Below are 11,919 nucleotides of genomic sequence, written 5' to 3'. Positions count from 1 at the left end.
GTTATGCGGCTTCCATTGCGGTGACGGGCGACAGGACGGGCAGGTCCGCGAGGAGGTGCCCCATCCGGTCGCGCTTGGTGGTCAGGTAGGCGAGGTTGTCGGGCGTGGCGTACGTCGGCAGCGCCACCCGGTCGACGACCTTGAGGCCGTGGCCCTCGATCCCGGCGCGCTTGTCCGGGTTGTTGGTCAGCAGCCGCATCGACTTGATGCCGAGGTCTTCGAGGATCTGCGCGCCGATGCCCCAGTCGCGGGCGTCGGCGGGCAGGCCGAGTTCGAGGTTCGCGTCCACGGTGTCGCGGCCCTGGTCCTGGAGCTGGTACGCCTGGAGCTTGTGCACCAGGCCGATGCCCCGGCCCTCGTGGCCGCGCATGTAGAGCACGACGCCGCGGCCCTCGGCCTCGACCGCGCGCAGCGCGGCCTGGAGCTGCGGGCCGCAGTCGCAGCGCAGCGAGCCGAACGCGTCGCCGGTGAGGCACTCGGAGTGGACGCGCACGAGCACGTCCTCGCCGTCCCCGATGTCGCCCTTGACGAGTGCGACGTGCTCGTTGCCGTCGAACACGGCCCGGTAGCCCACGGCGGTGAACTCCCCCGCTTCGAGCGGCAGGCGGGCCTCGGCGAGGCGCTTGACGTGGACCTCGTTGCGCTGGCGCCACTCCACGAGCTGGGCGACGGTGATGACGGGGATGCCGTGGGCGTCGCCGAACCCGCGCAGGTCCGGCAGGCGCATCATGGTGCCGTCGTCGTTCATCATCTCGGAGAGGACCCCGACGGGCTGCTTGCCCGCGAGGCGGGCCAGGTCCACGGCGGCCTCGGTGTGGCCGGTGCGCACGAGCACGCCGCCGTCCTTGGCGCGCAGGGGGACGACATGACCGGGGCGGTTGAGGTCGCCCGCGACGGTGGCCGGGTTCGCGAGCGTGCCGATGGTGTGCGCGCGGTCGGCCGCGGAGATGCCGGTGGAGATGCCGCGGCGGGCGTCCACGGTGACGGTGTACGCGGTGCCGCGCGGGTCCTGGTTCTCGGCGGCCTGGGGCGGCAGCTGGAGCAGGTCGGCGCGATCGGCGAGCATGGGCACGCACAGGTAGCCGCCGGTGTGGCGGATCGTGAACGCGACGAGCTCGGGGGTGGCGTCCTCGGCGGCGAAGATGATGTCGCCCTCGTTCTCGCGGCCCTCGTCGTCGGCCACGATCACGGGCCGGCCGGCCTTGATCGCGGCGATGGCGTCGTCGACGGTGTCCAGGCGGATGTCGTTCATCGGGTGCCTCCAGCGGCTTCCAGCAGCTTCTCGACGTGCTTGGCGACGACGTCGGTCTCGATGTGGACCGGGTCGCCGACCTGCTTGCGGCCCAAGGTGGTCGCTTCCAGGGTGGTGGGGATCAGGCCGACGCTGAACTCGTCGCCCTCGATCCATGCGACGGTGAGGGAGGTGCCGTCGACGGTGATGGACCCCTTCTCGACCACGTACTTCGCGAGTCCGGCCGGGAGGCGGAAGGTGACTTCCTCCCACTCGGCGGCGGGGGTGCGCTTGACGATGTGCGCGACGCCGTCCACGTGGCCCTGCACGAGGTGCCCGCCGAGGCGGGTGGTGAGGGTGGCGGCGCGTTCGAGGTTGACGCGGTCGCCTTCGCGGAGGTCGCCGATCGCGGTGCGGCGGTAGGTCTCGGCCATGACGTCGGCGGTGAAGACGTCGCCGTCCACTTGGACGACGGTGAGGCAGACGCCGTTGACGCTGATCGAGTCGCCGAGGGCGGCGTCGGAGGTGACGAGCGGGCCGCGGACGGCCAGGAACGCTTCACTGGCCTTGACGACCTCGCCGAGTTCTTCGACGATTCCGGTGAACACGATGGGAACTCCCTACCTGCTGCGTAATCTGCGGCGCGCAGGCGGGGGCAAGAGAATAGCTCGCAGGGGCCACCAATGGCCGCCCGCGTTGCGTCTGCTCCCATCCGGACTTTGACCGTCGGTCCTGGATTCTCACCAGGTCAACCGTCCGCTGGTTGCGGACGGGTCGCGGACTCGCGGCTGTTGCCGCTCACCGCCGGCTCGGAATTGCACCGACCCCGCTGACGCGCGTTTGCTACAAGGAATTGTGCCACGGAGTTATTCCGCGGCGGTCCGCACTGTGACGCACCCTACTTGCCGGCAGGCCGGTCAGTGCTCGTTCGTCCAGAACACGGGGCGGCGCCCGCCGCGGCCGGGGGCGCGGCCCTCGGGGTAGGCGACGTAGGTCCCGGAGTGGGACTTGGCGACGCTCTTGAGGGCGGTGGCCTCGGCGACGGCCTCGTAGGCGTCGGCGAAGCGCCGCTGCGTGGAGAGGGCGACGCCGATGGAGAGGGTGGGCAGGCGCGAGCGGGTCATGCGGCGCGAGACGCGGTCGGCGTGCTCGATGTAGCCGCGCTCGGCGTCCTCGGGGTCGCACAGCTGGCGGACGCGGCGCGCGAAGTGGTCGTTGAGGAAGCCGGTGACGGCCTCCACGTGCTCGGGGACGCACAGGATCGTGAAGTCGTCGCCGCCGACGTGCCCGAGGAACACCGGGGCGGCGCCCGCGTCGCCCGCCGCGGAGTAGACGCATTCGGCGAGGCCCTTGATGAACTCGTCGCCGCGCACGAACCCGTACACGTCGTTGACCGCTTTGAACTGGTCGATGTCGATGTAGCACAAGGCGAACGGGTCGCCGCGCTTGATCCAGGACTGGAGCTCGCGGAGGATGCGGTCGTTGCCGGGCATGCCGGTGAGCGGGGAGGACTCGCGGACCTCGCGGTGGCGGCGGATCGCGGAGTCGATGCGCGCGGAGACCTCGGCGGGGTCGAAGGGCTTGGCGATGTAGTCGTCGGCCCCGGCCTTGAGCCCGGCGATCTTGTCGGCCGAGGACGGCTGGGCGCCGAGCAGGATGATCGGCAGGCTCGCGGTGGCCGGGTCGGCGCGGAGCTGGCGGGTGAGCGCGAGGCCGTCGATGAACGGCAGGTCGGCTTCGAGCAGGACGATGCCGGGGCGGCGCAGCGCGATCCCGGCGAGCGCCTGGTAGCCGTCGCGGGCGAGGGCCGTGTCGAAGCCGTCGGCGCGCAGGCGCGAGGCCAGGAACTCGGCGATCTCGGGGTCGGCGTCGGCGATCAGGACCAGGTCGGGGGTGGAAGGGGCCATGCGCGGCTCAATGGGGGGAGCGCGCCGCGTCGGCGCAGGCGCGCAGGCGCCCGGCCGCAGCGGCTGGATCGTCCGCGCCGTAGACGGCGGTCCCGGCGACGAACGCGTCGGCCCCGGCCTCGGCGGCGGCCGCGATCGTGTCGTCGGCGATGCCGCCGTCGACTTCGATGCGCAGCTCCAGGTGGCCGGAGGCGGCGCGGGCGCGGGCGGTGCGGACTTTGTCGAGCATGGCGGGGATGAACTGCTGGCCGCCGAATCCGGCCTTGATCGTCATGATCAGGAGGGTGTCGAACTCGGGCAGGAGGTCCAGGTAGTCCTCGACCGGGGTGTCGCGGTCGATGGCGAGGCCGGCCTTGGCGCCTGCTGCGCGCAAGTCCTTCGCGAGCGCGACGGGGTCGTCGCTGGCCTCGGCGTGGAAGGTGACGTTGTAGGCGCCCAGTTCGGCGTAGCCGACGGCCCACCGCGCGGGGTCCTCGATCATGAGGTGGCAGTCGAGCGGGATGTCGGTGGCGGCCTTGAGGGACTTGACGATCGGGGGGCCGAGCGTGAGGTTGGGGACGAAGTGGTTGTCCATGACGTCCACGTGGAGCCAGTCCACGGCGCCCTCGACCGCGTCGGCCGCCTCCGCGAGGCGGGCGAAGTCCGCCGCCAGGAGGCTCGGTGCGATGACGGTGTCGGCCTGCGCCGCTTGGAACTGTGCCACACGGACAGTGTAGGTCGCGAAACCGCGACGCAGGCCGGACACCTGGTGCCTTCTGTGGCTCAGGTCAGCTTTCTGCTCAGCAGGAGACGTCGAAGTCCGCCGCCGAGCCGGAGGCGACGAAGCCGAACAGCTCCTTCGTCTGGCCCGCGCCCACGGCGGCGTTCCAGCCGACGTCCTTGGCCGTGACCGTGGAGCCCGAGGTCGTGACCTGCGCGTTCCAGCTCGACTGGATCGACTGCCCGCCCGGCCAGGTCCACGAGACGGTCCAGCCGTTGACGGCCTCGTCCGCGGTCATCGAGACCTTGCCCTGCCAGCCGCCGTTCCAGGAGGAGACCGTGTCGATGTGGACGGTGCAGTCCCCGGAGGGCCCGCCGGTGGTCGGGTCGTCCGAGGTCGGGTCGTCGCTGGTCGGGTCGTCGGAGGTGATCGGGTCGGTCGGCTCGACCTGGCCGGGCCAGCCGGAGCCGGCGTTGTTCGCGAGCTGGTAGGCGAGGTCGGGGATGAACTGGCCCGCGGCGCCCGCGCAGCCGTCGGCCTCGCCGGGGAGCTTGACCCACAGGTACGCGTCGATGCCCGCGACGCCCGTGGCGGTGGTCGGGAACTTGCCGATGGCGCGCCCGGGCGGGTCGCACCAGTCGTTGGGGTTCGGCGGGTTGAGCGGGCCGTTGCCGTTGCGGCTGGTGTCGATCACGGCGGTCTTGCCGGAGCCGACGATGCCGCGGACCTGGTTGGCCCAGGCGGTGGACTCCTCGGTGGTGCGGTAGTTGGAGACGTTGAGCGAGAAGCCGTCCGCGTTCTGGATGCCCGCGGCCTGGAGGCGCGAGCCCGCGACGCTGGGCGTGAGCCAGGCCGAGTTCCCGGCGTCGATGTAGACCTTGACGGCGGGGTCGGCGGCGTTGAGCTTCTGGGCCGCGTACGAGAGCGAGGCGTTGATCTGGGCCCGCTCGGTGGAGTTGTAGCAGTCGTGCGCGATCACGTCGGGTTCGAGGATGATGTACGCGGGGCCGTCGATCTGGGCGGCGATCTGGTCGATCCACCCGCGGTAGACCTCGTGGCTGGACGCGCCGCCGCCGGAGGCGCCGCCGCAGTCGCGGTTGGGGATGTTGTAGACGACCATGATCGGGGCCGCGCCCGCCGCGGCCGCGCCGTCGACGACGGCCGAGACCTGGGCGGCGATCCCGCCCGTGGGGTTGGTCTGGGTGAACCAGGTGCCCGCGGGGGTCTCGGCGATCCGGTCGCGGATCATGTTGGCGCGCGAGTCGTTCGGGTTCTGGGCGACCCAGCGGGCCGCCGCCGTGTTCGGGTTCGTCCACAGTGCTTGCGCCTGTGCGGAGACGTCCTGCGCGCCCGCGTTGGGGCTGAGGAGGAAGCCCGCGCTGAGCGCGGCGACCACGGCGGTGGCCGCTCCCGCGACGATCGCCGCGAGGCGGTTTCGTCGGTTCATCTGGTGCTCCTTGGGGTCTAGATGCCGGTAGCCCGGAGTACATTCACTGATGTCAATGTATGGTAGCGCTACCAATCATCGGACTTCTGTCACCCCACCCGTCAAAAGGGCAGGGCGGAGCCCCGGGAGCGGTCGAACTGGGAAGTTACCGGTTGCCGGTCTTGCGCAGCAGCGCCATGAACATCGCGTCGGTGCCGTGCCGGTGCGGCCACAGCTGCACGAAATCGCCGCGCGTCGAATCCGGGACGCGGCCGGTGAGCCACTCGGGCCGCACCAGCTCCGCTCCCCCGGCCTTGAGCACCGACTCCACGGCCTCCGAGGTCTCGTCGAGCACCGGCGAGCAGGTCACGTACGCGACCAGGCCCCCCTTGCGCGCCAACCGGAGTCCCGCCGCCAGCAGCTCCCGCTGAAGCGGCACCAGGGCGTCCAGGTCGGACCGCTGCTTGCGCCAGCGCGCCTCCGGGCGGCGGCGCAGCGCGCCGAGCCCCGAGCACGGGGCGTCCACCAGGACGCGGTCGGCGGTGTTCGGCTCGCCGAAGAGGCGGCCGTCGCCGGTGTGGACGGTGACCGGGAGTCCCTTGGCGGCCTTGGCGACCAGTTCGGCCCGGTGGGGCTGGACCTCGACGGCGTCGAGGTGCGCGCCGCGCTGCGCCGCGAGCGCGCCGAGCAGCCCGGTCTTGCCGCCGGGCCCGGCGCACAGGTCGATCCAGGCCTTGTCCGGGCCGTCCAGCGGCGCTTCGGCGAGCGCGACGGCGACGAGCTGCGAGCCCTCGTCCTGGACGTGCGCGAGGCCGGTGGCGACGGACTTGACGCGGCCGGGGTCGCCGCCGGGCAGGTACACCGCGTACGGCGAGAACTGCCCGTGGAGGCCGCCGCGGGTCTCGCGGGACAGGTCGCCCTTGGTGATGCGGCCGGGCTTGGCGCACAGGTGGACCGGGGGCGCGACGTTGTCGGCGGCGAGCGCCGGGGCGAGTTCGTCCGGCCCCAGGACGGCTTCGAATTCGCGGGCGATCCACTCGGGGTGGGCGTGGCGCAGCGAGAGGTCGCGGAGGCGGTCGCCGGTGGCGAGCTGCTCGCACCACTGGTCGAGGTCCTTGGCGGCGACCTTGCGCAGAACGGCGTTGGCGAGACCGGAGACGCGGGGGCTGACGGCGGCCTTGACGAGGCTGACGGTGGTGGCGACGGCCGCGTGCGCGGGGATTCGCATGTACAGGAGCTGGTAGGCGCCCAGGCAGAGCGCGTCGAGGAGGTCCTGCTGGAGTTCGCGCACGTCGCGTCCGGAGGCGGCGGCGAGGATCTGCTCCAGGGTGCCGAGGCTGCGGAGGGTCCCGTAGGTGAGCTCGGTGATGAGCCCGGCGTCGCGGCCGGTGTGGCCGGTCTCGTGGATCATGCGGGGCAGCACGATGTTGGCGTAGGCGTTGTCTGCGGTGACGGCGCGGATCGCGTCGAAGGCGATGCGGCGCGGGTTGACGGTGGGGCGCGGGGCGTCCTCGTCGCGGCGCCTGCGGCGGCTGCGGTCGTCGCTCATGCGAACCTCGGGGCGGTCTGGAGGCCGCGGCCCCATGCTGCGGCGTCCATGGGCTTCTTCCCGGCGGGCTGGACCTGGCCGAGCCGGACGGGCTCGGTGGCGGTGCCGACGTGGACGGTCTTCTTGGCGATGGCGACCTCTCCCGGTTCCAGTTGCGGCCCTTCAGGATCGGGGACGACGGGACCGAGGCGCAGGCGCTGGCCGTCGAGGTCGGTCCAGGCGCCGGGGGCGGGGGTGACGGCGCGGACGCGGCGGTCGACGGCGAACGCGGGGTCGCTCCAGCGGACGCGGGCGTCGTCGACGGTGATCTTGGGGGCGTGGGAGACGCCGTCCTCGTCCTGGGGGACGGCGATGAGCGCCCCGGCGCCGATGCCGTCCACGACGTCGACGGTGAGGCGGGCGCCCGCGACGGCGAGGCGGCCGAGGAGGTCGCCGGAGGTGTCGCGGGGGCCGATGGGCTCGGTGAGGCGGCCGTAGACGGGGCCGGTGTCGAGGCCCGGTTCGAGCTGGAAGACGCAGGCGCCGGTCATGGCGTCGCCGTTGAGGACCGCGTGCTGGACGGGGGCGGCGCCGCGCCACGCGGGCAGGAGCGAGAAGTGCAGGTTGATCCAGCCGAGGCGCGGGATCGCGAGGGCCGCGGGCGGGACGAGCGCGCCGTAGGCGACGACCGGGACGACGTCGGCGGCGAGGTCGGCGAGGCGCTCCAGGAACTCGGGCTCACGGGGCTTGGCGGGGGTGAGGACTTCGATGCCGTGCTCGTCGGCCCAGGCGGCGACGGGCGAGCGGTGGAGCCTGCGGCCGCGGCCGGTGGGGGCGTCGGGACGGGTCAGGACGGCCACGACGTCGTGGGCGGACGCGTGGAGGGCCTCCAGGGTCGGCAGGGCGACCTCCGGGGTCCCGGCGAAGACGATCCTCATCGCTTGAAGAACACACCCTTGGAGTCGTGGGGGGTGACTTTGACTTTGACGTCTTCGTTGTACCAGTCCTGGGCCTGGATCTCGGTCATCGCGGCCTTGCGGCGCTCCGAGTCGAGGCGGTCGATGAAGATGATGCCGTCGAGGTGGTCGGTCTCGTGCTGGAGGCAGCGGGCCATGAGGCCGGTGCCGACGATCTGGAGGGGGTCGCCGTACTCGTTGAAGCCCTTGGCGACGACGTTCTGGCGGCGGATCGTGTCGAAGTAGAGGCCGGGCAGGGACAGGCAGCCCTCGGGGCCGTCCTGCTCCTCCTCGTCGGGGAATTCGAGGACGGGGTTGACGATGTGGCCGATGACGTCGTCGACGTCGAAGGAGAACACGCGCTTGCCGACGCCCAGCTGCGGGGCGGCGAGGCCGGCGCCGCCCTCGTCGCGCATGGTGTCGAGCAGGTCCTTGACGAGGTTCCGCAGTTCCTTGTCAAAGGTGTCGACTTCCTCCGCAGCGGTGCGCAGGACCGGGTCGCCGAAGATGCGGATGGGCTGGATCGACAATGTGCTGACCTTCCGGAGCGTGTACTGGCCGGTCACCAGTGTCCCACCCGCCCGGGGCCGCACGTGAGGGGTCGGGCGGCCGTGTGGCGCGTCTCGGCGGGACCGGCGGGGTGCCGGTGGCGAGGAGCAGCCCCGCGACGACGCCCGCCGCGATGCACGCGGCGACCACGAGCACCGGGAACGGGACGTCGGCGAGGAGGAGGCCCATGGCTCAGCCGCCCCGCTTGGGCACGGGCACGGACCGCAGGACCAGCACGAGCGCGGCCACGAGGGCGGCGACGAACGCGATGCCGGACCCGGCCCAGGCGGCGGCCCGCCAGGTGAACGCGTCCACGGTGTACCCGAACATCTCCAGCGACAGGGTGCCCGCGATGAGCAGGGCCGGGAACAGCAGGAACATGACGACGACGAACGCGCCCTCCTTGCCGATCCGGGCGGCCGAGGCGGTGACGAGGGCCCCGGCGAAGAAGTACGCGGGGGCGATGAGGAGGTACCTGGCGCCCTTTTCGAGGACTTCGCCCCAGGTGTCGGCGGGTTGGCCGACGAGGCCGAGCATGAGGTGCTCGGCGGCGAATCCGGTGAGCGCGAGGGCGGCGAGCCCGGCGGAGGCGAGCGCCCCGAAGACGAGGAACGCGGCGGTGATCTCGCGGCGGGTGACGCCGCGGGAGATGAGGCCGGGCAGGGAGGTGTGGAGGTACATGCCGCCGGTGATCGCGGCGAACCACTGGAGGACCGAGATGGTGGCGGTCCACGCGCCCGCGTTCGCGCCCCAGACGGCGTGGATGACGGGTCCGCCGATGACGGCGAGCGCGAGGGCCGCGATGAGCCACCAGCGGAGCCAGCGGACGGCGGTGGTGAACATGCGCGCGCCGAGCCGGTAGCGGCGTCGGCCGAGTGCGGCGGCCGGATGGTCGATGACGGTCATGGTGCGGCTCATTTCGATCGGACGGGAACGGTGCGGAGCGTCGCGGTCAGGGCCGCGACGAGGACGGCGGTGACGGCGAGGCAGGTCCCGGCCCACGCGGCGAGGTCGGCGCCGCCGCGGTGGGCCGCGAACTCCAGGACGAGGACGCCGGCGTACTGCCCGGCGGCCGCGACGAGGACGGTGAGGGTGAACCAGGCGCGGCCCGCGAAGCGGAGCGCCCCGGCGGCGATGAGGGCGCCGGTGAAGCAGTAGATCGGGGTGATGAGCAGGTACCTGGCGCCGTTCGCGAGCGTCTCGCCCCAGGTGCCGAAGGCGTTCCCCGACGCGGCGAGGAGGGCGTGCTCGGCGGCGAACCCGGCGGTGACGACGGCCGCCGTGGCGACCGAGGCGAGCGCGCCGAACATGAGGAACGCGGCCGTCAGCTCGCGGCGGGTGACGCCGCGGCCGATCGTCGCGGGCAGGTTCGCGTACAGCCAGCGGCCCGCGGCGGCGGCCACGAACCACTGGAAGACCGTGGCGGTGATCGCCCACAGGCCGGTCTCGATCGCGCCGATGAGCAGGATCGACAGGAACGGGGTGAGGACGATCCAGGCGAGGGCGAGCCAGCGGATCCCGCGGGCGGTGCCGATCGCGATGCCCAGGCCGAGGCGCAGGCGGCGCCCGGGGTGCGCGGCGTGGTGGACGGCGGTCATGATCAGGCCTGCTTCGAGCGCAGCGGGACGTCGATGAGGAGCCGGCGGGCGGCGACCGCGAGGACGGCGGTGGCGAGGACGATCGCGGCGGCGAGCGGGCCGCGGCCCCACTCGTCGATGAACCTGCCGAGGAACCCGATCCAGCCGGGGCCGACCGGCTCGGTGCTGTAGAGGGCGACGTCGAGGCCGAACACGACCGGGAGGACCGGCACGACCAGGAGCCATCCGGCGTGCTCCCACCGGTAGGAGGCGACGCCGATGACGGTGCCCGCGGCGAAGTAGGCGAGGAACAGCAGCGGGAGGTACGCGGCGAACGCGGCGGTGTCGGCGGCGGAGCCGATCGGCGCGATGCCGCTCGTGGCGTCGATGCCCTGGGACCAGCCGAACGCGCCGTAGTAGGCGCGCTCGGCGAACAGGCCCGCGAAGCCGACGGCGCCGAGGGCGAGGGACCACAGGACGCCGAAGACGCCCATGGCGGCGGCGAGTTCGCGCCTGGTGAGCCCGGCGGCGATCATCTGGGGCAGCAGGGTGAACACGAAGCCGCCGCCGACGAACGCGGTGAACCACTTGCCCGCGTTGACGGCGTAGTACCAGGCGGAGAGCTCGATGCCGGCGTACTGGGCGATGAGCAGCGGCACGGCGAAGCAGAGGACGGCCGCGGCGAGCATCCAGTACTTGAAGTAGTTGAGCGCGGCGCCGGCGAGCCCGGCGCCGAGCCCGTAGCGGCGCGTGGCGAGTGCGGGGGCGGTCATCGCGTCAGGCTTCCTTCCGGTTCGGGTCGGTGAGGTGGATGAAGAGGTCCTGGAGCCCGACGGGGCCGATCTCGATCCCGGCCGCGGCGGCGCGCTCGCGGGTGTCGGCGTCGAGCGCCGAAGCCACGGTGATGCTCTTGGTGCCGCCGAGGCGCTGCTCGGCGAGGGCGTCGAGGCCGAGGGCGTCGACGGCCGCGGCGGGGCCGGTGAGGGTGGCGCCCATGCCCTGGAACGCCTCGATGTCGGCATGCTGCAGGATGCGGCCGCGGTCGACGATGACGACCTCTTCGAGGTAGTTGGCGACCTCGTCGATGAGGTGGGTGGAGAGGACCACGGTGTGGGGCCGCTCCAGGTACTCGGCGAGGAGCTCCTTGTAGAACGCGTCGCGGGTGGGCGCGTCCATGCCGAGGTGGACCTCGTCGAACATGGTGAGATCGGCGCGGGCGGCGAGTCCGCAGACCGCGGCGAGGACGGAGCGCTTGCCGCGCGAGAGGGCGGAGACGCGCTTCTTCAGCGGCAGTTCGAAGCGGTCGGCGAGCTTGTAGGCGTACTCCGTGTCGAAGGAGGGCCGGATCGAGCCGGACTCGATGGTGGCCTTGACGGTCTCGGTGTCGTCGAAGTCGCCGCCTTCGCGGATGAGGGCCACGCGGGAGACGACCGACGCGTTCTCCCACACCGGCTCGCCGCCGACGAGGATCCGGCCGGTGGAGGGCTTGCGGAACGCGGCGACGAGGCTGAGCAGGCTCGTCTTGCCCGCGCCGTTGCGGCCGAGGAGGCCGTAGATCTTCCCGGCCTCCAGGTCGAGGTCGATCCCGGTGAGGGCGGCTTCGGCGCCGTACCGCAGGGACACGTCGCGGAGGGTGACGGACAGGCTCATTTCAGCACGCCTTCCTGAGCTTTGAGGTAGTCGATGATGTCGGTCAGGGGGATGCCGGCCTGGCGGGCCTCGCGGACCAGGGGGGCCAGGACGCGCTCGAAGAAGCGCTCGCGGAAGTCGGCGGCCAGCTTGTCGCGGGCGTCCTCGGCGACGAACATGCCGACGCCGCGCTGCTTGTAGAGGACGCCCTCGTCGACCAGCTCCCGGAACGCCTTCTGCGCCGTGGCCGGGTTGATCTGGTAGAACGCGGCGTACTGGTTGGTCGACATGACCTTGCCTCCCGGTTCGAGCGATCCGTTCATGATCTCGGCCTTGATCTGGTCGGCGATCTGCCGGTAGATCGGTGAGCCGTCATCGAACATCTCGCCTCCTTAGGGTTCGTTGGTTCAGAGGTT

The 11,919-nt window shown here is 72.2% G+C and carries 13 protein-coding genes and 1 riboswitch; all 13 genes read right to left on the bottom strand.

Going from position 1 to position 11,919, the window contains the following annotated elements:
• Position 1: 1 nt before the first annotated feature.
• The 13 genes from WA640_RS10110 to WA640_RS10050 all read right to left on the bottom strand — a co-directional run bounded on the left by WA640_RS10110 (position 2) and on the right by WA640_RS10050 (position 11,886).
• On the bottom strand, positions 2-1,252 hold the full coding sequence (locus WA640_RS10110) for a bifunctional 3,4-dihydroxy-2-butanone-4-phosphate synthase/GTP cyclohydrolase II (RefSeq protein ID WP_335987499.1): 1,251 nt from the start codon (positions 1,250-1,252) through the stop codon (positions 2-4).
• Positions 1,249-1,839 (bottom strand): riboflavin synthase, encoded by a 591-nt coding sequence (locus tag WA640_RS10105; protein WP_106364658.1) that lies wholly within the window; start codon positions 1,837-1,839, stop codon positions 1,249-1,251. Before WA640_RS10105 ends, WA640_RS10110 begins: the two co-directional genes overlap by 4 nt.
• Positions 1,840-1,927: 88 nt before the next feature.
• A riboswitch (FMN riboswitch) is annotated at positions 1,928-2,069 on the bottom strand.
• A gap of 79 nt (positions 2,070-2,148) precedes the next feature.
• The gene (locus WA640_RS10100) at positions 2,149-3,138 is read right to left on the bottom strand and encodes a GGDEF domain-containing response regulator (protein ID WP_106364657.1); all 990 of its coding nucleotides are present in this window, start codon (positions 3,136-3,138) and stop codon (positions 2,149-2,151) included.
• Positions 3,139-3,145: 7 nt separating this feature from the next.
• Positions 3,146-3,841: a ribulose-phosphate 3-epimerase gene (gene rpe / locus WA640_RS10095; RefSeq protein WP_335987498.1), complete on the bottom strand. Its 696-nt coding sequence runs from the start codon at positions 3,839-3,841 to the stop codon at positions 3,146-3,148.
• A 76-nt stretch (positions 3,842-3,917) separates the two neighbouring features.
• A complete protein-coding gene (locus WA640_RS10090) occupies positions 3,918-5,285 on the bottom strand; it encodes a glycoside hydrolase family 6 protein (RefSeq protein WP_335987497.1) in 1,368 nt (455 codons plus the stop codon).
• A 145-nt stretch (positions 5,286-5,430) separates the two neighbouring features.
• Complete coding sequence (locus WA640_RS10085) at positions 5,431-6,849, bottom strand: RsmB/NOP family class I SAM-dependent RNA methyltransferase (protein WP_442904704.1); 1,419 nt, start codon at positions 6,847-6,849, stop codon at positions 5,431-5,433.
• Positions 6,810-7,730, bottom strand: a complete 921-nt coding sequence (fmt, locus tag WA640_RS10080) for a methionyl-tRNA formyltransferase (protein ID WP_335987495.1) — start codon at positions 7,728-7,730, stop codon at positions 6,810-6,812. Before fmt ends, WA640_RS10085 begins: the two co-directional genes overlap by 40 nt.
• The gene (gene def, locus WA640_RS10075; RefSeq protein WP_335987493.1) at positions 7,727-8,278 is read right to left on the bottom strand and encodes a peptide deformylase; all 552 of its coding nucleotides are present in this window, start codon (positions 8,276-8,278) and stop codon (positions 7,727-7,729) included. Before def ends, fmt begins: the two co-directional genes overlap by 4 nt.
• 211 nt (positions 8,279-8,489) lie before the next feature.
• Positions 8,490-9,203 carry a hypothetical protein gene (locus WA640_RS10070; protein ID WP_335987491.1) on the bottom strand — a complete coding sequence of 238 codons (714 nt, stop codon included), beginning with the start codon at positions 9,201-9,203 and terminating at the stop codon, positions 8,490-8,492.
• A gap of 8 nt (positions 9,204-9,211) precedes the next feature.
• Entirely contained in the window at positions 9,212-9,895 is a 684-nt protein-coding gene (locus WA640_RS10065; RefSeq protein WP_335987489.1) for a hypothetical protein, read from the bottom strand.
• A gap of 2 nt (positions 9,896-9,897) precedes the next feature.
• Complete coding sequence (locus tag WA640_RS10060; RefSeq protein ID WP_335987487.1) at positions 9,898-10,647, bottom strand: hypothetical protein; 750 nt, start codon at positions 10,645-10,647, stop codon at positions 9,898-9,900.
• Positions 10,648-10,651: 4 nt separating this feature from the next.
• The gene (locus WA640_RS10055; protein ID WP_335987486.1) at positions 10,652-11,524 is read right to left on the bottom strand and encodes an ABC transporter ATP-binding protein; all 873 of its coding nucleotides are present in this window, start codon (positions 11,522-11,524) and stop codon (positions 10,652-10,654) included.
• Complete coding sequence (locus WA640_RS10050) at positions 11,521-11,886, bottom strand: GntR family transcriptional regulator (RefSeq protein ID WP_106364648.1); 366 nt, start codon at positions 11,884-11,886, stop codon at positions 11,521-11,523. Before WA640_RS10050 ends, WA640_RS10055 begins: the two co-directional genes overlap by 4 nt.
• Between the last annotated feature and the right edge of the window lie 33 nt (positions 11,887-11,919).

Source organism: Glycomyces sp. MUSA5-2, assembly GCF_037034145.1.
GTDB lineage: Bacteria > Actinomycetota > Actinomycetes > Mycobacteriales > Micromonosporaceae > Glycomyces > Glycomyces artemisiae.
The sequence above is the reverse complement of the archived record's forward strand: the minus strand, read 5'-3'. Positions and strand labels throughout refer to the sequence as shown.

Coding starts and splice junctions, on each gene's coding strand:
- WA640_RS10110 (WP_335987499.1), bottom strand. CDS start 1,252: ATGAACGACATCCGCCTGGACACCGTCGACGACGCCATCGCCGCGATC.
- WA640_RS10100 (WP_106364657.1), bottom strand. CDS start 3,138: ATGGCCCCTTCCACCCCCGACCTGGTCCTGATCGCCGACGCCGACCCC.
- WA640_RS10090 (WP_335987497.1), bottom strand. CDS start 5,285: ATGAACCGACGAAACCGCCTCGCGGCGATCGTCGCGGGAGCGGCCACC.
- WA640_RS10085 (WP_442904704.1), bottom strand. CDS start 6,849: ATGGGGCCGCGGCCTCCAGACCGCCCCGAGGTTCGCATGAGCGACGAC.
- fmt (WP_335987495.1), bottom strand. CDS start 7,730: ATGAGGATCGTCTTCGCCGGGACCCCGGAGGTCGCCCTGCCGACCCTG.
- WA640_RS10070 (WP_335987491.1), bottom strand. CDS start 9,203: ATGACCGTCATCGACCATCCGGCCGCCGCACTCGGCCGACGCCGCTAC.
- WA640_RS10065 (WP_335987489.1), bottom strand. CDS start 9,895: ATGACCGCCGTCCACCACGCCGCGCACCCCGGGCGCCGCCTGCGCCTC.
- WA640_RS10060 (WP_335987487.1), bottom strand. CDS start 10,647: ATGACCGCCCCCGCACTCGCCACGCGCCGCTACGGGCTCGGCGCCGGG.
- WA640_RS10055 (WP_335987486.1), bottom strand. CDS start 11,524: ATGAGCCTGTCCGTCACCCTCCGCGACGTGTCCCTGCGGTACGGCGCC.
- WA640_RS10050 (WP_106364648.1), bottom strand. CDS start 11,886: ATGTTCGATGACGGCTCACCGATCTACCGGCAGATCGCCGACCAGATC.